Raw genomic sequence first — 21,150 nt, forward strand, 5'->3', positions numbered from 1 at the left:
GCGGGGTATGTGGATGTTTCCACACATCTTACCCGCCACTGGCAGCTTGATCTGGCAGGGCGCTATGAACACTACACAGATGTAGGAGATACAGAAACGGGCAAGGTTTCCACCCGGTATGATGTCTCTCCGCGTCTGGCGTTCCGGGCGACCATATCCAACGGGTTCCACGCTCCCACCCTGGCGCAGGAACATTATAGCGCTCTGGCTATTTCCCCTACAGCAGCACGTGGGCTGATTGCAGTGAATTCCGCTGGTGCACTGGCAAACGGGGCGTCTGCCCTGAAGTCTGAACGCTCCACAAACGTTAGTGGCGGTATTGTCATGGAGCCGTTCAAGAAACTGCATGTTACCGTTGATATGTATCAGATCAATTTGCGTGACCAGATCATGCCCGGTGGGCAGGTGTACGGGGCACAGGCAGCCTCTGCTCTGGTCATGAACGGCTTTACATTACCGGATAGCTATCCAACATGGTCTGCTTCATCTCTGTCCACACACTGGTTCGCCAACGTGGCCAGTACGCGCACACAGGGACTTGACCTGACAGCAACCTATCCTACCAGGTTGGGTGACATTGGCCGGATTGACTGGGATGTTGCCATCAATCTCAACCGTACGCGCCTTTCCCATCAGGCTACGGACACCAATGGCAACCCGTTGCTGAACGCGCAGAGTATTGCCTATATCACCACGGCTTACCCACGTAGCAAAATGATTTTCGGTGGCCGCTTTACCAGTGGTAAATGGGCCGTTGCCGTGCATGAAATCCGGTACGGGCAGGTTACCTCCCAGTTGTCCTATTATGGCGGGGCCGGAAACACGAGCTCCCTGTCCAGCACCAACTACAGAGAGTTCCATAACACACCAAAATTCATAACAAATCTGGAAGTAACCTATCGGGTCAATCCACATCTGGCGGTAACGCTGGGGGGCAACAATCTGTTTGATGCACGGCCCAGCCGTGTGCCGGATAACAACCGTTATCTGGGCGCGCCCCAATATTACATGAGCACCTCTCAGCTTGGTATGAACGGCGGGTTTTACTACCTGCGTGGAGATATTTCCTTCTAAGCCGCATATATACCCGATCAATCAACCTCTTTTTCAAAAAAGATATGAAGAACAGTATCTTTTGGGAAAGAGGGTTTCCTCGTATATCTGTATTCTCGCACTGATAATGATACGAGAATATGTTCAGGGCATTTCTGGTTGTTCCCAAAACAGCGAGAAATTGGGTTTTTCGAACCCTCACCCTTGCCGTGTGAAGAATAAAGTCAGCCTCTCAAAGCCGAAAAATCGCATAAAGACAGGCAGTTCGTGATGCGCATCTCATGTTTGCACGCCCTATCGTGGTTTAAGGGCTAAATCGTGAGAACTTTGACCATAAAAGCTGTTTTCTTACTTCCACCAAGACGCATCCGGCATAAGGCCTCAGAATGAGTTATCGCTCCCCGGCGATCTCAACATCAGCAACGCGCACGGACCTTCCTTTGTTGGAGAAATTAAATAAATATTTATAAATTATCAAAAAACGAGTAGATGTTAGATGTAATCAGGAGGAATTAAGAGTTAATCAATAACATCATATCAGATATGTTTATTCCAATTATTGCGAATGATTGTCATTTCCAGTGTATAGGCACGACTTCCTAAGTTCTGCTGAAAGTTTGGTGAATGACCAAAAAAGTGTATCGGACGTATCTTACGCCGATGTCCGTTGCCAGTGCTCTGTTTCTTTCAGCTCAGGCATTAGCCTCGACACCGCAAGAATCTCATGATGAAAAGAAGCACCCAAAGCGTGAGAGCAAACGGCTGCGGACGGATGCACAGGGCGTAACCAATGTTGCGAGCGTCAATTCAGAAGACGAAGAGCGCCTGACGGTAACGGGTCATGGCTTTAACACCATGCACCAGTCTGTCGGGCTTTCGCGTATGCCGCAGGACGTGATGCATACGCCGCAAAACATCAACGTTGTTCCACAAGCGTTGATGCGTCAGCAGAACGTCAAATCATTGGATGAAGCCCTGCGTAACGTACCGGGTGTTACCGCCTCCATTGGTGAAGGCGCGGGGGGTATGAACGGGGATCAGTTCCTTATTCGTGGCTTTCAGGCGCAGAATGATATTTATGAAGATGGTTTGAGAGACTTCGGGGTTTATTCCCGTGATTCTTTCAATTTTGATTCTGTGTCCGTCATTAAAGGGCCTTCATCAGAAGTTTTTGGAAATGGTACAACGGGTGGCGCCATTAATATGGTGACAAAAACACCCGGCTTGCAGAATCACTACTCCGCAGATTTTACGGGTGGATCAGGCAGCTATTATCGCGGGACGCTGGATATCAACCAGAAACTTGATAACGCAGCAGCCTTCCGTCTTACCGGCATGGGCGATGAGCATAACGTTGTCGGCCGTGATTACATCTATTCCCATCGCTGGGGTATTGCGCCCTCCATTGCTTTCGGGCTTGGAAAACGGGCAACGCTGGTGTTGCAATATATGCACCAACAGGAAAATTCTGTTCCGGATTTCGGGGTGCCGGTTGTTACAAAGCCGGGAGCCTCTTATGGCCAACCCATTACAGAATATGGCATTCGCCGCACAAACTGGTACGGAACAAATAACGATCAGAATTCAACCAATGATAATATGGAAACGGCACGCTTCACCTATAAGGTGAACGACCATATTACGGTGTATGATGATCTGCGGGGCGGACAGTACTACCGTAATTTTGCAGCATCCAAAGCCACATGTGACACAACATGCGTCAATAATTATTTTAACGGCGATCCTGCGGCTGCTCTCGTCGCGCGGTCTGGCCCCAAGGGTGCCGGAAATGGCACTGGAGCAGGCACGTATATGGCCCCTCTACCGTATGAGCAGAGAAGCTGGTCCGTGCAGAATGTTGCGTCAATGGTTGCCAATTTCAATACCGGCTTTCTCCGGCATCAATTGGTGGCGGGTTTTGATATCGAACGTGTGAATGACGTGCGGTCTCAGTCAACGTATTTAAAAGCAAAACCTTACGCCAGTCTTGTTAACCCGAACCCGTATGTTGGTAATCTTGACCTTGTGCCGGGGGATTCCAACCCTGCCGGTCTGGTGACACTGGGTTCCCTGGGGGCTAAACCGCATAGCAGTGGGTATGGGTTTGATACAGGCCTGTTCCTGTTTGATCAGATCTGGTTGACAAAATGGCTTTCCGTCAAAGGCGGTTTCCGTTGGGATCGGTGGCAGACCAGTTACAATCTGACAGGCGGAAATATTGCCACCAATCCGGATAAGCATTTTCATGATGTAAGTGGCGTTTTCAATCCGAATGTCAGTCTTGTAGCGACACCAGATGAGCATCAGACTTATTATTTCACGTGGGCAAGCTCAACAACCCCGATGGGGATGTATGTTACCAACGGGTCTGTGCCCATCCGTCCGGGAACAAATTCTTTTGCGAGCCCGGAAAAAGCACAACTCTATGAATTGGGTGCAAAATACAGCCTGTTTCATGATCGTATCGGCGCAACGGCATCCTTGTTCCGCCTTGATAAAGGGAATGCCATTAACGCAGATCCTGTAACGGGCGAGGTTCAGGGGTCATCAGACCGCCAGCGTAACCAAGGGTTGGAATTGTCTGTAGGCGGCATCATCCTGCCGGGCTGGAATGTAACGGCAACGTACGCGCTGTATGATAGTGATACGATTTACTCCGCCACAAAGGCCAATCGTGGTAAAAACGTTCAGTACGTTCCGCACAATCAGGCAACGTTGTGGTCAGTCTATAATGCGTTTGCAAATACGCCTTATAACATCGCGTTTGGGGGCGGGGTGACATGGCGGCAGCATGTCTGGCTAAATGCTGCCAATACCTTCCGGGCACCTGCCAACCTTGATTTCAGTGCCGTTATTTCTCACCGCTTTGACAAGCACTGGAAAATCTCCATGAACGGATACAATCTGGCAAATCGCCTGAATTATCAAAGCCTGTTTTCTAACCGCTCTACACCTTCAGCAGGAAGAATGTTCCTTGGTGAAGTTAGCTTCACGTACTAGGGCGTGTCGTCAGTTAAGCGCGAGCATTGTGGCGAAGAAGTGTACTGCTGTGAGGAATGTTGACTTCAGCATGTCGTAACGCGTTGCAATGCCTCTGAGCTGCTTTAGTCTGGCGAAGAACTGTTCAATGATGTTTCGTTGTTTATAAAGAGAGAACAGGACTCCACAGGGATTGCGTCTGTTTCTTCTTGAAGGAGGAAACGGGGAATCTGCCATTCCTCAAGCTTTTCAATAAGCAAACCGGCGTCATAAGATTTGTCGGCGATGAAAACCTTGGGACCGACTTCATTGAGCAGTAGTCCTGTTTCAGTGATGTCGGCCCTTTGTCCGGGCGTCAGGGAAAGAGCCGCAGCCTTTCCCGCGGCATCGACAATGGCATGGATTTTCGTGGTCAGTCCGCCACGGGACCGCCCGGTGGCCTGATCCCTCTCCCCTTTTTGAGGCCTCCAGCGCTGTGCTGATGTGCACGGATAATCATGCTGTCGGTCATCATGTATGCATTGTCGTGATCGGCAGCCACATGCCAGCAAATCCGTTCAATAATGCGGCTTTCGTACCAATCCCGCAACCGCCGGTGGACGTTCTTTATGGCGTTAACCCGAGCAAGGCGGTTGCAGCGAGATGAATGGCAGAGAAGAGGCCGGTCGGGCATCTGTCGTAAGGGATTGCAATTTTATTTGCTTCTTCTGTATCGGCTGACTTAGTCATCCAACCAAATATTTATTTCGATTCTATGTATTATATTTGCATATTCACGTGAAATATCATTTATGATTGACCTGTAAAATATGGGGTATTCCATGCGAGCTGCGCGGATAGGTCTACTGAGTGCCATGATCGGTAATATCGTGGAATGGTATGACTTTGCCCTTTACACCGCAGCGACGCCACTGGTGTTTGCGTCGCTCTTCTTCTCCTCAAACATCCCCGCATTTCAGAACCAGATCGAGGCCATAGGTCTGTTTGCCTCAGGTTTCATCGCGCGGCCCTTGGGAGGAATTTTTTTTGGGGCGTTAGGAGATCGGCACGGGCACATGGTGGCCCTTCGCTGGACTCTCTTTCTCATCGGGGGTGCTACGACTTTAATTGGCCTCCTGCCAACCTATGCCATGGTGGGAAGTCTGGCACCGATGCTGCTGCTTTTGCTTAGGCTGGCGCAGGGGGCCGCGGCAGGCGGTGAATGGGCGGGTAGCATTCTGGTTGTCGGTGGAATGCTGCCTGATGGTCCTCGTAAAATGGTGGCTCTTGCCCTGAGCCAATCAGGGGTCGCGATCGGTATGGTCCTGGGGACGGCGGCGCTCTGGCTGGTCTCTCATCTTTCGCCAGAAGATTTTTTGGTGTGGGGCTGGCGTGTGCCGTTTTTGGCAACGTTACCGACTGTCGTCCTGGGTGTATGGCTGCGTAGTGCAATGACCGATCTCAAGACAACATCTTCCGCTAAGCACACGCCCCGCTTTCCTGTCTGGGCGATCATGCGGGATTATCCAATACCGCTGGTTCGAGGAATTGGCCTGCGATTAGCGGAGAACGGAGGCGTTTATCTCATTACTGTATTTGGCTTGGCCTACGGTCATGAGAAGCATGTGCCTGATACATTATTACTTCTGGCTTTAATGATAGGCTTGCTGGCAGACGGGGTCTCCATGCCTGCTGCTGCATGGCTGGCTGCCCGGTGGGGGGCTGGCAGGACATATCTCTCAGGCATTCTGGCTTTAGCCCTTTTGATAGGACCGTTTTTTAAACTCATTGAGGCAGGGAGTGCGATCGCTGTTATAAGTGCGTTTGTGCTGCTGCTTGCGCTCGGCCATGCCCCGACAATTGCGGTTGAACCCTTTCTTCTGGAAAGATTGTTCCCGCGTGAGGTGCAATACAGCGGTGTAGCCCTTGCTCATGAGGTGGGGGCTATCTTGGCAGGCGGTCTTTCCCCGCTTGTTGCAGTTTTCCTGTATCACGCGGTGGGGAGCGTGCAGGCGGTTACAGTGTACGCTTTCGGACTGGTAATCTGTTCTGCCGCTGCGCTGTTCTTCCCTTGTTCACTCAGTCAAAAGTCTCTTTCCGCTGCTAGCGAGATGGGCTAGTTCTTCTGGCATGAAACCCGAGGGGAGCCGGCTGGTACCTGAGAATATGAGGAGCGCTGTCAGGTGCTTGCAATGACGCACTTTCACTATAGTCGCGTGATTTCGAGCTAGGGTCCGTTCAAGAGAGCTGAGGATGTATTTTGAGACGAGGCAAGATCTGGCGTCAGGCAAACCCGACAAATCCGGCTTTCACGCCTGAGACATCTCCTTTTTTTCACCTTTCACGTCTTACCGGCTTGTATCATCTCCGCATGGACGCGCATCTGAAGCCGATTGGGATGGATGTGCCGCGGTGGCGCGTGCTGAATATTTTATATGAGCATGAATGCGCCCCGATAAGCACCATCGCGGATCTTGCTGTGATCCGGATGCCCACAATGACCAAGCTGATTTACCGCATGGAAGGTGAGGGGCTGGTTTCGACACGTGTGTCAGCCAAGGATGGGCGCGTTACAGAAGTCAGTCTTACCGAGAAGGGGCACGCAGGCGTGGATCAGGTTCGGGTCAAGGCTGGACTGATTTTTGAACGTGCGTTTCATGACATTGAGGACGGTGAGATTGAGGCGTTCATGAAGATCATGAAGAAAGTTTATGATAATATCTACTGAACGACCCCACGTGGCGTAAGAAAAATAAGTTGAAATATCCACTATTGCGTTATAGCATCGAATCGGTTCTCAGATAACCTGCGAACCCGAGAGGATAGCGCGGGGGTGGACGTGATCGTTTCGGTTGACGACTTCCGGACGGCAGCGCGGCGGAGGGTTCCGCGCTGGTTATTTGATTACGTTGACGGTGGCTCATATGCAGAAGCGACGTTGCTTCGCAACCGCTCCTGTTTCAACGAGCATCCATTTCTGCCTCGTGTCCTGCGTCAGATTGCGCAGCCAGATACAACCACCACAGTGCTGGGGGTAAAGCACGCCTTCCCTCTCATTCTTTCCCCCGTAGGGATGGGAGGGATGCTGAGTGCGGCTGGGGAGGGCGCTGCTGCCCGTGCTGCGGCAGATGCTGCTCTCTCAATGTGTGTGTCGCATTTTTCCATTGCCTCTATTGAAAATCTAGCCCGAACCGTAGATCCGGCGCGCCTGATGTTTCAACTCTACATCTTCCGTGATCGTGCAATTACGGCAGACATGGTGCGACGCGCATGGGATGCGGGGGTAAGGACACTTGTTCTGACTGTTGATACACCTGTGACGCCTTTGCGTGAGCGAGACGCCCGTAATGGGTTTCGGCGACTGTCACGTCTTTCTGGTCGGCAGATCTGTCAAATGGCGTTCCGGCCACGCTGGACGCTCGGTGTCGCGCAGAGGTCTGACCGAGTGATCGGTAATCTTGTCCCCTATTCCATGGGGCGGACGCTGTTTGAGCAGGCTGCGACCATTTCCCGCAGTCTTGATCCGGCTATCGGGTGGGCGGATGTGGCGTGGCTCCGTCAGCTTTGGAAGGGGCAATTCGTATTGAAAGGGATATTACATCCAGAAGATACGGAGCGCGCTGCCGGTATCGGTGCGGATGCGGTCATTCTGTCTAATCATGGCGGTCGGCAATTGGACGGAGCTGTTGCCGCTCTGGAAACGCTCGAAGCGAACGTGGCCACAGCGGCCGGGCGCCTTGAAATTCTTGTCGATGGCGGATTTCGTTACGGTAACGACATTATGAGGGCGCTCACGTTGGGTGCGCGGGCCGTTATGGTTGGTCGTCCCTGGGCGTATGCGCTTGCGGCGGGCGGTGAAAAGGGAGTGCGCGATCTGCTCACGTATTTTCACGAGGGCCTTCAATCAGGAATGTCTCTTCTGGGCGCAGACAGAATTCAGAACCTGCAAGAGGAAAATTATCAGGTTCCGGTTTAGTTTTCTGGATTGCGTTCTCCATGTTCTTTGATCAGAAAAGGAGTTTACATGACTCTTACTGTCATCTTGCCAAAGGTTCTGGCATTTCTTGAAAAGCAGCATGGCCTTTATATTCAAGGGCAGTGGAAGGAAGCATCTGGTTCGGACCGACTGACGGTTTTTGATCCTGCAACAGGTGCTTCAGTCAGTTCCGTGCCCGATGCTTCATTGTTGGATGTCAATCAAGCTGTCCAATCTGCAAAGCAAAGTTTTGATAGTGGGATTTGGCGTGGCCTGACACCATGTGCGCGTGAGCGGGTGCTGCTGCGGTTAGCTGACCTGATAGAGCGGGACGCAGAGATTCTTGCGCAGCTTGAAACACTTGAACAGGGCAAGTCCATTACTCTTTCTCGTATTCTTGAAGCTGGAGGTGCACAGAACTGGATACGGTATGTTGCTGGATTGAGTACAAAACTTACCGGTAAAAGCATGGATGTTTCTATACCGTTGCCACCTGGTGCCCGTTATACATCTTTTACACGTAAAGAGCCTGTTGGTGTTGTGGCTGGGATTGTGCCGTGGAATTTTCCGCTCCTCATCTCTGTATGGAAAATATTGCCAGCACTTGCAGCAGGCTGTTCGGTTGTTGCCAAACCGTCTGAAACAACACCCCTGACGCTGCTTTATCTTGCTCAGCTTGCGACGGAAGCTGGTGTGCCGGATGGTGTTTTTAATGTCGTGACGGGAAGAGGAACTGGTGCTGGTGAAGCGTTGGTGCGTCATCCCGATATTGCAAAAGTCAGTTTTACCGGTTCCACACCGGTCGGTAAACGAATTGCCGAAATCTGCGGCGCACGTCTGGCGCGTGTGTCTTTGGAGTTGGGTGGCAAAAATCCGGCGTTGGTCTTGGCAGATGCTGATGTCGATCAGGTTGTTTCGGGGCTTGCGTTAGCGGGATTTCTGAATCAGGGACAGGTTTGCGCGGCGTGTTCGCGTGTGTATATCGAAGCCCCGCTGTTCGATAAAGTGGCGGCCGGGCTTACCGCAGCAATTGGTAGCATGCGCATTGGATCAGGGCTGGATGAGACAACACAGATTAATCCTGTTGTTTCAGCCGCCCATCAAGCAAAAATAAACGCCTACCAGCAGACGGCCCTTGAAAAGGGAGCTGAAATTGTATGGGGCCAAGATGTGCCGGAGAACGGGGGGTATTATGTGCGTCCAGCGCTTGTCCTTAACCCGAATGATGCTCTGCCGTTGACACGTGAAGAAGTCTTCGGACCGGTAATGACATTGACGCGCGTCCGTAATGCAGAAGAAGGCTTGGCCTATGCGAATGACAGCCGTTTTGGTCTTGCCGCAAGCGTCTGGACGACCGGCCTGCAAGCGGCCATTGATCTGCCTGCTCGTCTTCAGGCTGGAACTGTCTGGGTCAACAGCCATGTCATGATTGATCCTAATCTTCCTTTTGGAGGACTAAAGGATTCTGGTCTTGGCCGTGATTTTGGCACTGACTGGCTTGATGCCTTTACAGAAACCAAATCTATTTGCATCCGGTATTGAAAAGGACAGGGTAATGAATCTTCAATTTCGTTCCCTCCTTTTATGTGCGGCGTGCCTTATCGCTACAGTGGGCAAGGGGAATGCCGATGATATTTCCCCAGCCGACTGGCAGCAGCATGGGCGTACGGCGGCAGAACAACGCTATAGCCCGCTCTCGCAAATCAATACAGAGAACGTAAAGCGGTTGGGCCTTGCCTGGTATGAAGATTTTGACACTTTGCGAGGGCAGGAGGGAACGCCGCTCATTATTGATGGCGTTATGTATCTAACGACCAACTGGAGCAAGGTCGAGGCATTGAACGCGGCTACCGGCGAACTGTTGTGGCGTTATGATCCCCGCGTACCGGGCAACGTTGCTGTCCGGGGGTGCTGCGATACCGTCAATCGTGGGGCGGCTTACTGGAAAGGCAAGGTTTTTGTCGGCACGTTTGATGGTCGTCTTATCGCCCTGAATGCGAAAAGTGGCCATCTTGAATGGAGTGTGGACACAATTCCGCATGACGCGTCATTGGGAAAAATTCGTTCCTATACGGTGGATGGTGCGCCCCGCGTAGCAAAAGGAACGGTCATTATCGGTAATGGAGGTGCCGAATTTGGCGCTCGTGGTTTTGTCTCGGGTTTTGATGCCGAGACAGGAAAACTGAAATGGCGTTTTTTTACCGTGCCAGCGCCTGATAATCGTCCAGACGGGGCCGCGTCGGATGAGGTTTTGCAGAAGAAGGCGTATCGAACCTGGAGCCCCACGGGTGGGTGGACGGAATCAGGGGGAGGTGGAACAGTATGGGATTCCATAGTCTATGATCCAGAAACGGACCTTTTGTTTCTGGGGGTAGGAAATGGATCTCCATGGAACTATCAGGTTCGCTCAAAGGGGATAGGTAGCAACCTGTTTCTTGGTAGCATTGTCGCTATCAGGCCTGAAACAGGTGAATATGTATGGCACTTTCAAGAAACCCCAATGGACCAATGGGATTTCACGGCGTCACAGCCGATCATGGTGCTGGATCTGATGTTAAATGGTCGTAAGCGGCATGTTCTGGCTCAGGCGCCAAAAAATGGTTTTTTCTATCTTCTTGATGCCCAAACAGGTGAATTTATCTCGGGTCATCCCTATACAGATGTGAACTGGTGCTATGGATTGGACCCCAAAACGGGTCGTCCGCAGATGGTGCCCGAGGCCTTATGGTCTCTGACAGGTGAGACGTGGCTTGGCGTACCCGGTTCTCTGGGCGGTCACAACTGGGCCCCTATGGCTTACAGCCCTCAAACGGGCTATGTTTATATTTCTGCACAGCAATTACCCGAGCCATTCAAATCCGAAAAAGGGTTTAAAATGGGGCGGATGGGCGTTAATCTCGGTATAGACATGGCCGGTCTGCCTGATGATCCGAAGGTGCTTGAAGAAGTCGGTAAAGGGGTTAAAGGCTGGCTGGAAGCATGGGACCCTGTGGCGGGGAAAGTGGCATTTCGGGTGCCACATACCACTCCCTGGAACGGTGGTGTGCTGGCAACTGGTGGTTGGCTTGTTTTCCAGGGGCTCGCAACGGGTGGTTTTGAAGCCTACGATGCTCGAAACGGACAGGCACTTTACAATTTTGACGCTCATACAGGTATTGTTGCACCCCCTGTTACCTACGAGGTGAACAGTCGACAATATGTGGCGGTGGAAGTTGGGTGGGGTGGGGTGTTTCCTCTTATGGGGGGCGCTCTGGCACGATTGCACAATACAACCACAAATCATTCCCGGATGCTCGTATTTGCGTTGGACGGTAAAGCTGCTTTACCTGCAGAAATCCGGGACCAGCAGATACCTTTAAAATCTCGACAGTCTTTTGATCCTGATAAGGCCCAGAAAGGCTATGCTGTTTATCAGCGCTACTGTCTTGCATGTCATGGAGATAATGCGGTTGGGGGCGGCGTTCTGCCCGATCTACGTTGGTCTGGAGCACTGGAAGATAGTACGGCTTTTTACAGCGTGGTGGGTAATGGTGCTTTGACAAACTACGGCATGGTCGGGTTCGGAAAAGAGATATCTCACAAAGGAATAGAGGAAATAAGACAGTTCCTGATCTCACGTTCAGTTTCCTCTTCAAGTCATGAAGCAGGCACTACCAAAGATAAATAATTCCGAATCGAAACGATTATACTGGACATATCACTTTCATATTCACATAATATTTTTGTTCAGGGGGAGGTGGCCAGCAGCGTCAGATAGATGCAGCTCAGAACGTGCCGCACTATAACGTTGCTATACCGAACTAAAAACCTGACTGGAAATGCGCAATGAGTCCGGGAAATCAGGGAAGATAGATATGCGGATGAATCAGGTACGCATGCAGGCCAAGAGAGGAGTGCAGAGCCGAATTATGGCTTTTGGCAATCTCACTCTGTGGTCAGGCTGCTCAGCACTAGCGCTATCGCTGGTTATGGACAGTACAGCTTTTGCCGCTACGTCTACGGAGCAGGCAAAAAAAACCAATGAGGCACGATCTGTCACCAAGCAGGCTCCCTCAAAAGCAAAAGGGCGGTCGCGGAAACTGTCTCATAGTACGGGATTGGAAGAGGTGACAGTCAATGCGCGTCGTCGTTCCGAGCGTATTGAGCGCACACCAATCTCGATGACAACAATGTCAGGTAAGCAATTTACGGAACGTGGTATCACTTCGGTCGATAAAATTCAGAATTTTGCGCCTAATATCTCGTTTGGTAATGTTGCTTCCAACTCTGGCGTTGCGAATGCCGCCGCCGTCTTTATCCGCGGGATCGGTCAGACAGATTTCTCGTTTGGTGTTGATCCGGGCGTTGGCATGTATGTTGACGGTGTATATGTCGGCAGCCCGGTGGGTGCAGTGCTGAACATGGTCGATATTTCCAATGTTTCTGTGTTGCGTGGCCCCCAGGGTACTTTGTTTGGTCGGAATACCATTGGTGGCGCTGTATCGGTTTCTTCTCTGACACCGAATGAACGTTTGTCTGGTATGGCAGATGTGAAATATGGGACTGCAAACCGTATTAACGCCCGAGCCTTTATCAATACGCCAATCGCCAAAAACCTGTATGCAAATTTTTCGGTCGGCAGTTTCATGCAGGATGGGTATGTGCATGCTCCCTATCAGAAAAATCAGCGGGAGTTAGGGAATCAGGATACGCGCGTGTTCAAGGGGGCGCTCCGCTGGCATCCGGTGGAAAAACTTGACATTGTTCTTCGAGGTGACTGGACGCGCGACCGCAGTAACGGTGCTCCTTTTGTGACAACGGGTGTCAATCCCAGCTCCACCGGCAGTATGATCGCGCTTAATAACAGTATTGCAGGAGGTACATTGACAAACTGTACAGCCGCATCCTGTTATAATTCTCGATATTACAGCAAGAACACCAATTACGGAACTGGAAATACTTTTTCTAATCTGACAAGTTGGTCGACCTCTGCTACCATTGATTACAAGCTTTCAGATTATCTCGATTTCAAGTCAATTACGGCTTATCGCAAGAGCCTTGGTAAGTTTGCTCAAGATCGAGATGCTTCACCAATTGGTATCAACTATGTTTATGATGACTATGTTGGTAAGCAGTTTTCTGAAGAATTCCAGGTCAATGGGAAAGCGCTGAAAAATCGGTTGCATTATTCTGCTGGGTTTTATTATTTCAACCAGTCTGGTGCAGACGTTAACCCGACACAGTTCTATATTCTTCACTTGAATAGTGGTGGCTTTTTCAAAGATATCAACTACGCTGGTTATGCTCAGGCGACCTATGCAGTCACTAAAAAACTTCATGTGACGGCAGGCGTTCGTTATACCGAAGACAATAAGACATTCTCGCCTGATCAGTATTATACCTGGACGATCGGTGCTCCTATTGTTTCCATTCCTCCTGGCACGCGGATTGTTCCATATAAAAACTACCACAATAATAATGCCCGTTGGACACCAATGGTGAACGTGTCCTATCAGATCAATGAAGAACTGATGGCTTACGCTACTTTCTCTCAGGGCTTTAAAGGTGGTGGCTTTACGCAACGTTTGACTAATATCACGAATGCCCCTCCCTCATTTCGTCCTGAAACAGTGACGTCTTTTGAAGGGGGGCTGAAATTTTATGGGCTAAACCACAAATTGCGTGTCAGTGCATCAGGGTTCTATACTTTCTATGATGACGTGCAGTTGCTTGTGGCGGATGAGACTAATATCGGTCCCTATTACACCAATGCTGGCACGGCTCATATTCCCGGCTTTGAACTGGAAGCCCAGTATGCGATCGGTAATGGATGGAGCATCTATGGTTCTCTGGGCATGACAGACGCGCACTATACCAAGCTCAGGGCATCTGTGCAGGGATTGTCTTTGGATAGTCGCTTTGTGCTTGTGTCAAAATGGACCGCCAATCTGGGTATGGCGAAGAGAATAGACCTGGGTGAATACGGTTCATTGACGCCGCGTGTTGATGCAACGTACCGCTCGAAATACAACGCAAATCTCAATGCAATCATGTATCCGACGCTTATCCAGCCAAAATACATCACCGTAGCCTTAAGCGCCCGGTGGATGAGCGCTAATGAGCGGTATAACTTTATGGTTGGATTGGATAACGCGACAAACGAGAAATTTATGGCGTGGGGTAGCTATTCAGGCAGCTTCGGCAACTACCAGAAATCGTTTGATCGTGGTCGGCAGTGGTACTTTCAGGGTGGGGTGTCTTTCTGAGGACTTTATCTGAAATAAAAAACCACCCCATAATAGTTGAAAAGGAAACCAATATGGGGTAGTTTTGATCTTGTCGAGCCAGCTGGGGAGTCCGCCTTGAACAGGCTTCGGAGTTGGTTGGGTGAGGGTGTTGATCGAAACGACGGGGACACATGCGTGCCCTCGCAAATCGGCGGGTAAAATGAACATGCTGAAAGAAAACCCTTCTACCGCAGATCTGTTTTCTTCGGGAGGGTTTCTGGAGGAACTTCTTGTCACGATTCGGAATCGTGCCTTGGAATTCAGATCGTTACGGCGTATTCCCGATGATATTATTGTCGGTTTTCAAAAGGCTGGAGTCTACAGAGCTCTGGTGTGTCGGCAGTTTGGGGGGATGGAAGTGTCTCCCATGATGTTTCTGGAGTTGATTGAAAAAATCGCTCATGCCGATGCTTCTGCCGGATGGGTGGCCAGTTTCGGTGTATCCGCCACTTACCTTGCGGCGCTCCCTATACCTACGCTGGAAAAAATCTATCGGGACGGACCCGACGTCGTATTCGCAGGTGCGATCTTTCCACCGCAAAAAGCCAAGGTAAGTGCCGATGGTTTTCTGGTAAGTGGTCGTTGGCCCTATGCTAGCGGATGCCCCGGAGCGTCTCTTATCGGCGTCGGTATCGCTGTGGATGGTGAGAGCGGTGGACTGCCTCGTACCGCAGTAATGCCGGCTTCAGCAGTGCATATTGATCCAACCTGGAATACAATTGGTCTTGCTGGTACCGGCAGCCATGATGTGGTTGTAGAAGATGTATTCGTGCCGGAAGACTGGACATTCATCCGGGGTGGAAAGCCGAATATCGAAGCACCGATTTATGATTATCCTTCACTTGGGTTAGCAGCTCAGGTTCTCACTGTGGTGGGGTTGGGTTGCGCCTCGCGCGCTTTGGATGAAGTGCGGGAAATGGCGGAGCGAAGACGCTCCATTACGGGAGCCCCGACCATGGCTGATAGGCCCTATGTGCAGGCTGTGGTGGGTGAGGCCGAAGCAAAACTGGCGTCTGCTCGCGCATTTTTTTACGATACAACAGTGCGTACATGGTCTCTTCTAACTCAAGGAGATGTCGTTTCCGAGGAAGATGCCAATCGGGTTCGTTTGGCTGCGACGCATGTTGCGCAGGAAGCCTTTGAGGTTGCCCGTATGTGCTTCACCCTTGGCGGTATTGCTGCCGTGCAGACGGACCACATTCTCGGGCGCTGTTTTCAGGATTGTGCCGTGGTGGCACAGCACGCCTTTATGGCGCGTGGAAATTATGAAGCTGCAGGCCGTGTATCCCTCGGCCGTGGGGGGCGCCCCGGTTACCCGTGAGAGCGCACATTCTTGAGTCTTACGCTCTGAATTGAATACTGGATTGAGGAGACGACATATGCAGGATCTTCCAGACCCTAGAAGTCTCGTGAATGCGGACTATGCTGACGGGTCAATTTACAGCAACCCTGAGCTGTATGACATGGAAATGGACCGTATTTTCATGCATAACTGGATCTGGGTTGCACATCGTAGTGACTTGCCTGAGCCGGGTAACTTCATCACGACCTTTGTCGGGCCGCATCCCGTTATTGTTTCGCGGGACCGCAAGGGGGATGTGCATGTGATGCTCAACCGCTGCCGCCACCGGGGTGCAACAGTGTGCGAACGCAAAAGTGGTACTGGTGCAAGTTTTGTCTGCCCTTATCACGGGTGGGCGTACGGTCTTGATGGTGCGTTGCGGGGTGTGCCTTACCAGGAAGGATATTCCGGACAACTGGATAAGAAGAAATATCCGCTCGTATCATTGCGTGTTGAAGAATATAACGGGCTGATCTTCGCGACATTTGATAAAAGCATCATGTCTTTGGATGCGTGGCTGGGACGCGCCAAGCCGTGGATCGATCTGTTTATGAAGCAGGGTGCGGGTTGGCCCGTCAAGACGATGGGTGAACACAAGTTCACCTTTCCGGGGAACTGGAAGATTCAGCTTGAAAATACGACAGACGCTTATCACTTCCCGATAGTTCATAAATCATTTCTGGATTCCGTGGACGAGGAAACACAGAATACGTTCGATTTTGTCGGTGGTAAGGGGTTTGTGGAAGATCTCGGTCACGGACATTCTGTGATGGTGATGATCCCGGAACTTGTGGATCTTGACGAAAATCTTGATGCCGCTATTCCCGAAAGGTTCCTTGAACTGGCAGAAGAGTTGTCAAAGGATTACCCGCCAGAGAAAGTGCGTCAGATTGTTCGGGCTGTTGGTGGTACAGGCTTTAACCTCAACCTGTTTCCAAACCTGGCGTGCTCCATGGCGTTTTTCCGTGTGCTGCGCCCGTTGAGTGTGAACGAGACGGAAATCCGTCATATTGCGATTGGTATGGATGGTGGTCCGGAAAGTGCGAACGAAGCCCGTTTGCGTTTGCACGAGCATTTTCAGGGGCCGATGGGTTTTGGAACGCCTGACGATGCAGAGGCGTGGGACCGTGTGCAGCGTGGCTCTCTGGCCGGGCGTGACATTGCCATTCTTCTCAATCGTGGTCTGGGGCATGAAGCGAAACGTGAGGATGGCAATCTGTTCAGCGACGTGAGTGCGGAGACCGGCATGCGGGCTGCTTACCGGCAATGGCTTGCGGCAATGACGGATGAGATGGCAGCGGCGGAGACAGGCGTATGACAATCACGCTGAACGAAGCGATCGAACTGATTACGCTTGAAGCTGATATGCTCGATCACAGTGAATTCCGTGAGTGGTTAAAACTGTACACGGCAGATAGCCTCTACGCGGTGCCAATAGATCCCGACGCGAAAGTGGAAGACCTCGGGAAAATACTCAATTATGCCTATGATAATGCAGAAATGCGTGAGAAGCGCGTTGAACGACTTCTTGGTGGCCGGTCCATTTCCGCTGCGCCACCTGCCCGAACAGTCCGGCTGTTGTCCCGTTATCGCATGCTGGAAACCGGGACGGAAAGCTGCACACTGCGCTGTGCCCAGCTTCTGACAGAATTGCGGCAGGGTAGAGAGCGCTATTATGCAGCGGATGTCACGTTTCGTCTTAAAAGAACGGAAGATGGCCTCCGGATTAACCAGAAAATTGTACGGTTGCTAACCTCGACCGAAGCTCTGACTGCTGTGAGTTACATCCTGTGAAGCCGGTTGCGCTTGTTACAGGTGGTGGCAAAGGGCTAGGTGCTGCCATTGCTGGACATCTCGTCACGGAAGGCTATCGCGTTGTGGTCGGTGACATTGATCTTGTAGCAGCCCAGGCGACAGCAGAGACGCTTGGAGAGGCAGCTTTTGCCGTGCAGGTGGATGTGTCTAGCGAAGTCTCTGTTGAAAGTATGCTGGATGCTGTGGAACAGGTATTTGGGCTGCCTTGGCTGCTCGTCAACAATGCTGCTGTGATGAAGGCAGAGAAGGTACTCGATATCGAGATCAGGACGTTCGACGCTGTTCTTGCTGTCAATCTTCGTGGCACTTTTCTTGGGTGTCAGCGTTTTGCGCGGCGTCTCAGGGCGAAAGAAGCCGGGGGACGTATTGTCAATATCGGGTCTTTGGCAGGTGAAAACGGGGGCACGGCGACAGGAGCGCATTATGCGGCCTCCAAGGGCGGCGTGCATACGTTGACCAAGGTTTTCGCGCGGGATCTGGCGCCACACGGCATTACGGTCAATGCCGTGGCACCAGGGCCGCTTGATCTGCCATCAGTCGCCGAGACGATTGGTGCAGAAAATGCGGCGCGCGTGATGGCCAACCTGCCTACCGGAGAGGTGGGAAATCCGCTGACGGTGGCCCGCATGGTTGCAGAACTGGCGCGTGCCGATGCGGGCTCCATTACCGGTTCCATCATCGACATTAACAGTGGGCTGTACATGCGATGAATGCAAATGCCGAAACTGCAGATACGATTGACGTCAGAGTGGCTGCTGCGGAGCGTCTTGGCGAGGTGCTGTCCTTCGATCTTGTGCCACTGCAGGGTGTTTTACCATCATGGGAAGCGGGCGCGCACGTGGACCTATTTCTGGGTGATGGCCTGATCCGGCAGTATTCACTGTGCGGTGATCCGGGCGACTGTTCCTGCTATCGTCTGGCCGTTCTCCGTGATCCAGCATCCCGTGGAGGGTCTCGGGCGGTACATGATCTTGTCCGAGTGGGTGAGGTCATGAAAATTGGTGCACCGCGCAATCTTTTTCCGCTGGATAAGAAAGCAGAACATTCGGTTCTGATTGGCGGCGGCATTGGCGTTACCCCGATGATTGCCATGGCCTACGAACTGTATGACAAGGGGCAGTCTTTTACGCTGCACTACGTGGCGCGTGACCCGGTCTTTACGGCGCTCCTGCAACAGGCTCCTTTTGCGCAGGCCGTGAAGGTGCATGATCGCGGGCGCCCAGACGCGCCACGTTTCGATCCGGCCAGTGTGCTGGCTGGGTGTTTGAAGCCGACGACGCGTGTTTATACCTGCGGTCCCCTCGGGTTGATGGACGCTGTTTTTGAAGCCGGTCTTGCTGTTGGCTATACGGAAAATCAGCTTCATCGGGAGGCTTTTTCGGCACAGCCTGTTGCTGGTGGAAACGCGTTTGAGGTTCTGGCAGCGAAATCTGGCGTGCGGGTTCAGGTAGGGCCAGATGACACTATTGCCGGGGTGCTGGGCAAAGCGGGTGTGAAAGTCACATTGAGCTGCGAGCAGGGTATTTGCGGCACCTGTGTGGTCAATGTGCTGGAAGGCGAGCCGGACCATCGTGACGAGTATCTGACTGAGGACGAACAGACAGACCAGATTGCCCTCTGCTGTTCACGGTCCCATTCTCCTTTGCTGGTGGTTGATATCTGATGGTGGAGGCCCCGAAAATCTGTGTTGCAGGGATTGGGGCGCTTGGTGGCACATTTGCTGCCATGTTGGCCCATAGCGGTGCCAACGTATCTGTTGTGGCGCGCGGAGCTACATTACAGGCTATTCGGGCGCGAGGGCTGGAGTTGCAGGGGCCTGCAGGCACGTTTTGCACTCCTGTTGCGGCGGCAGAGCGGGCACCGGACACCCGGCAGGATCTGCTGGTGCTGGCAGTCAAGGCGCATCAGCTTGCAACACTGGTGCCCCTTGTAAAGGCAACTGTGGACGCAGGAACACCTGTTCTTCCCATCGTTAATGGCATTCCATGGTGGATGACAGTGGATGGTCCCTTTGAGTCCGCTCATGAAACGGTCGATCCAGGAAGTGTGCTGACGGCTGCTTTTCCCGCCGCGCAGGTGATTGGGTGTGTAGCCTATGCTTTCGCCTCAATGCCCTTGCCTGCTGTTGTCAGGTCAGACCGTCAGCCGAAGCTTGTGCTGGGGCGCGCTGCGCAGCAGGGGCGCATAGATGCCGGTCTGGCACAGATTGGAAACATGCTGTCCACAGCGGGTATTGCCGTGGAACTGAGTACGGATATCCGGCAGCCCATATGGACGAAACTGGCCTTCAATCTGGCGACCAATCCACTATCCGTCCTGTGTGAGGCTACGCTGGAAAAAATGGGAACGGCGGAAGACAGTCGCGCCGTTATCTCTGATGTGCTCGCGGAAGTACGTGCCGTTGGCGCAGCTTGCGGCCTTACTGGTTTGCCGCCCACCTCTGCGCTTTTAGATGTCATTGCAAGTGCTGGCCCACACGAGACGTCCATGTTGCAGGATTTTCGTGCTGGCCGTCTGCTGGAACTGGATGCGATGGGGGAGGCAGTAACAAGCCTTGCTGGGGCGTATGGGGTGCCCACACCGACAATCAACACGCTTGTCAGGCTAACGCGGTTTAAGGCCGCGCAATGCCGATAGGGAGACATTCGCATATGACAACGGATACACAGAAAGAAGAGTGGCAGCTTCGGGTCCGGCTGGCCGAGTGCTATCACCTTATCAGTTATTTCGGCTGGACCGAGATGATTTTCAACCATATTTCTCTTCGCCTGCCGGGTGAGCCGCGTCGGTATCTCGTTAATGCGTTCGGCCTGAATTACGACGAGATCTCACCAGAGAACTTGCTGGTTGTGAATGCAGATGGCCAGCTTGTGGGCGACACGGAAGGCAAGCCCAACCCCGCGGGCTTCGCGCTTCACGGTGCTATTCATTCCGCGCGGGATGACATTCATTGCATCATCCACACGCATACCAGCGAAGTCAGCGCGGTAGCCATGAAGCAGGCCGGTTTCAGTTACGACAATTTTTACGGTGCACAGTTGTTTGGCAGGGTCGGGTACCACGCGTTTGAAGGTATCACCCTGTATGAAGAAGAGCGTCCACGCATGCTGGAAAGCCTTGGCGACAAGCATGTACTGGTTTTGCGCAACCATGGTGTGGCGGTTGGAGAAAGCGATGTTGCTCGTGCTTTCTTTCTCCTCTGGACCGTGCAGCGTGCAGCAGAAATACAGTGTCATGCCGGCATGCTTCCCGGGCCTGACGTTCCGCTTTCCGACACCATCCGCGCATCCTGTGCCAAAGATGCCGCCTGGGTTCTGTCCAGCACGTCTGCTGCCGACAAGATGTTCGATGCAGCCGTGCGGAAGATGCGCAAGGACGTGGGACCCTTATGGCATGGAGACAATGCATGACATCCTTGACGTCCGATCAGTTTCGACGCGCAATGTCTCATTTCGCTACCGGTGTGGCCGTCGTGACGGCGCGGGGAGAGGAAGGCGAGCAGGGCGCGACGATCAGTGCGCTGAGTTCTGTCTCTCTTGACCCGCTTATGCTTCTCATCTGCCTGAATCGTAGAAGTTCCACCTGCCGGGCTATTGAGCATAGTGGGCGCTTTGGTGTGAGTATTCTCCGGCAATCACAGGAAGCCGTTGCCATGCATTTTGCGGGTCCTGCCAAGGACAAGCAGTTTGATGATTATTGCATACGCCAAGAGGACGGATTGTTCTTCGTGTGTGATGCGC

The 21,150-nt window shown here is 52.2% G+C and carries 18 protein-coding genes; 16 read left to right on the plus strand and 2 right to left on the minus strand.

The window, feature by feature from the left end:
• On the plus strand, positions 1–1,074 hold a 1,074-nt coding region (locus AD944_RS04110), incomplete at its 5' end, for a TonB-dependent receptor plug domain-containing protein (protein WP_146881238.1).
• A 603-nt stretch (positions 1,075–1,677) separates the two neighbouring features.
• Positions 1,678–4,053, plus strand: coding sequence for a TonB-dependent receptor (locus AD944_RS04115; RefSeq protein ID WP_082741123.1), 2,376 nt, complete (start codon positions 1,678–1,680; stop codon positions 4,051–4,053).
• Positions 4,054–4,062: 9 nt separating this feature from the next.
• On the opposite strand, the gene AD944_RS17695 is transcribed toward AD944_RS04115, so the two are convergent.
• Both AD944_RS17695 and AD944_RS17700 read right to left on the minus strand, forming a co-directional pair.
• Positions 4,063–4,212, minus strand: coding sequence for a transposase (locus AD944_RS17695; RefSeq protein WP_408735778.1), 150 nt, complete (start codon positions 4,210–4,212; stop codon positions 4,063–4,065).
• Complete coding sequence (locus AD944_RS17700) at positions 4,158–4,583, minus strand: transposase (RefSeq protein WP_082784184.1); 426 nt, start codon at positions 4,581–4,583, stop codon at positions 4,158–4,160. Before AD944_RS17700 ends, AD944_RS17695 begins: the two co-directional genes overlap by 55 nt.
• 303 nt (positions 4,584–4,886) lie before the next feature.
• Between AD944_RS17700 and AD944_RS04125 the strand changes: the two genes are divergently transcribed.
• From AD944_RS04125 to AD944_RS04190, 14 genes are all read left to right on the plus strand, one after another.
• Entirely contained in the window at positions 4,887–6,131 is a 1,245-nt protein-coding gene (locus AD944_RS04125) for an MFS transporter (protein WP_052427065.1), read from the plus strand.
• Between the two features lie 251 nt (positions 6,132–6,382).
• Complete coding sequence (locus AD944_RS04130; RefSeq protein ID WP_231873679.1) at positions 6,383–6,739, plus strand: MarR family winged helix-turn-helix transcriptional regulator; 357 nt, start codon at positions 6,383–6,385, stop codon at positions 6,737–6,739.
• 105 nt (positions 6,740–6,844) lie between these two features.
• Complete coding sequence (locus AD944_RS04135) at positions 6,845–7,987, plus strand: alpha-hydroxy acid oxidase (protein ID WP_045541304.1); 1,143 nt, start codon at positions 6,845–6,847, stop codon at positions 7,985–7,987.
• A gap of 48 nt (positions 7,988–8,035) precedes the next feature.
• Positions 8,036–9,529 (plus strand): aldehyde dehydrogenase family protein, encoded by a 1,494-nt coding sequence (locus AD944_RS04140; protein WP_045541305.1) that lies wholly within the window; start codon positions 8,036–8,038, stop codon positions 9,527–9,529.
• 13 nt (positions 9,530–9,542) lie between these two features.
• Complete coding sequence (locus tag AD944_RS04145) at positions 9,543–11,654, plus strand: PQQ-dependent dehydrogenase, methanol/ethanol family (protein WP_236709103.1); 2,112 nt, start codon at positions 9,543–9,545, stop codon at positions 11,652–11,654.
• Between the two features lie 187 nt (positions 11,655–11,841).
• A complete protein-coding gene (locus tag AD944_RS04150) occupies positions 11,842–14,232 on the plus strand; it encodes a TonB-dependent receptor (protein WP_236709104.1) in 2,391 nt (796 codons plus the stop codon).
• Between the two features lie 187 nt (positions 14,233–14,419).
• Complete coding sequence (locus AD944_RS04155; RefSeq protein ID WP_045541319.1) at positions 14,420–15,574, plus strand: acyl-CoA dehydrogenase family protein; 1,155 nt, start codon at positions 14,420–14,422, stop codon at positions 15,572–15,574.
• A gap of 58 nt (positions 15,575–15,632) precedes the next feature.
• Positions 15,633–16,913 carry an aromatic ring-hydroxylating oxygenase subunit alpha gene (locus tag AD944_RS04160; RefSeq protein WP_045541306.1) on the plus strand — a complete coding sequence of 427 codons (1,281 nt, stop codon included), beginning with the start codon at positions 15,633–15,635 and terminating at the stop codon, positions 16,911–16,913.
• A complete protein-coding gene (locus tag AD944_RS04165; RefSeq protein ID WP_035380258.1) occupies positions 16,910–17,389 on the plus strand; it encodes an aromatic-ring-hydroxylating dioxygenase subunit beta in 480 nt (159 codons plus the stop codon). The genes AD944_RS04160 and AD944_RS04165 overlap by 4 nt, the downstream gene beginning before the upstream one ends.
• On the plus strand, positions 17,386–18,120 hold the full coding sequence (locus AD944_RS04170) for an SDR family NAD(P)-dependent oxidoreductase (RefSeq protein WP_045541307.1): 735 nt from the start codon (positions 17,386–17,388) through the stop codon (positions 18,118–18,120). Before AD944_RS04165 ends, AD944_RS04170 begins: the two co-directional genes overlap by 4 nt.
• The gene (locus AD944_RS04175) at positions 18,117–19,073 is read left to right on the plus strand and encodes a PDR/VanB family oxidoreductase (protein WP_045541308.1); all 957 of its coding nucleotides are present in this window, start codon (positions 18,117–18,119) and stop codon (positions 19,071–19,073) included. The genes AD944_RS04170 and AD944_RS04175 overlap by 4 nt, the downstream gene beginning before the upstream one ends.
• Positions 19,073–20,047, plus strand: a complete 975-nt coding sequence (locus AD944_RS04180) for a ketopantoate reductase family protein (protein WP_045541309.1) — start codon at positions 19,073–19,075, stop codon at positions 20,045–20,047. Before AD944_RS04175 ends, AD944_RS04180 begins: the two co-directional genes overlap by 1 nt.
• Before the next feature lie 14 nt (positions 20,048–20,061).
• Entirely contained in the window at positions 20,062–20,820 is a 759-nt protein-coding gene (locus AD944_RS04185; RefSeq protein WP_045541310.1) for a class II aldolase/adducin family protein, read from the plus strand.
• Positions 20,817–21,150, plus strand: a 334-nt coding sequence (locus tag AD944_RS04190) for a flavin reductase family protein (RefSeq protein ID WP_082784185.1), incomplete at its 3' end; no start/stop codon positions are given. The genes AD944_RS04185 and AD944_RS04190, both read left to right, overlap by 4 nt.

It is taken from the genome of Acetobacter tropicalis, from assembly GCF_001580915.1.
Lineage (GTDB): Bacteria > Pseudomonadota > Alphaproteobacteria > Acetobacterales > Acetobacteraceae > Acetobacter > Acetobacter tropicalis.

Bases quoted from the DNA above. Each gene is read 5' to 3' on its own strand.
- AD944_RS04160 (WP_045541306.1), top strand. From the start codon at position 15,633: ATGCAGGATCTTCCAGACCCTAGAAGTCTCGTGAATGCGGACTATGCT.
- AD944_RS04165 (WP_035380258.1), top strand. From the start codon at position 16,910: ATGACAATCACGCTGAACGAAGCGATCGAACTGATTACGCTTGAAGCT.
- AD944_RS04180 (WP_045541309.1), top strand. From the start codon at position 19,073: ATGGTGGAGGCCCCGAAAATCTGTGTTGCAGGGATTGGGGCGCTTGGT.
- AD944_RS04115 (WP_082741123.1), top strand. From the start codon at position 1,678: ATGACCAAAAAAGTGTATCGGACGTATCTTACGCCGATGTCCGTTGCC.
- AD944_RS04125 (WP_052427065.1), top strand. From the start codon at position 4,887: ATGATCGGTAATATCGTGGAATGGTATGACTTTGCCCTTTACACCGCA.
- AD944_RS04175 (WP_045541308.1), top strand. From the start codon at position 18,117: ATGAATGCAAATGCCGAAACTGCAGATACGATTGACGTCAGAGTGGCT.
- AD944_RS04150 (WP_236709104.1), top strand. From the start codon at position 11,842: ATGCGGATGAATCAGGTACGCATGCAGGCCAAGAGAGGAGTGCAGAGC.
- AD944_RS04155 (WP_045541319.1), top strand. From the start codon at position 14,420: ATGCTGAAAGAAAACCCTTCTACCGCAGATCTGTTTTCTTCGGGAGGG.
- AD944_RS04185 (WP_045541310.1), top strand. From the start codon at position 20,062: ATGACAACGGATACACAGAAAGAAGAGTGGCAGCTTCGGGTCCGGCTG.
- AD944_RS04140 (WP_045541305.1), top strand. From the start codon at position 8,036: ATGACTCTTACTGTCATCTTGCCAAAGGTTCTGGCATTTCTTGAAAAG.
- AD944_RS04130 (WP_231873679.1), top strand. From the start codon at position 6,383: ATGGACGCGCATCTGAAGCCGATTGGGATGGATGTGCCGCGGTGGCGC.
- AD944_RS04145 (WP_236709103.1), top strand. From the start codon at position 9,543: ATGAATCTTCAATTTCGTTCCCTCCTTTTATGTGCGGCGTGCCTTATC.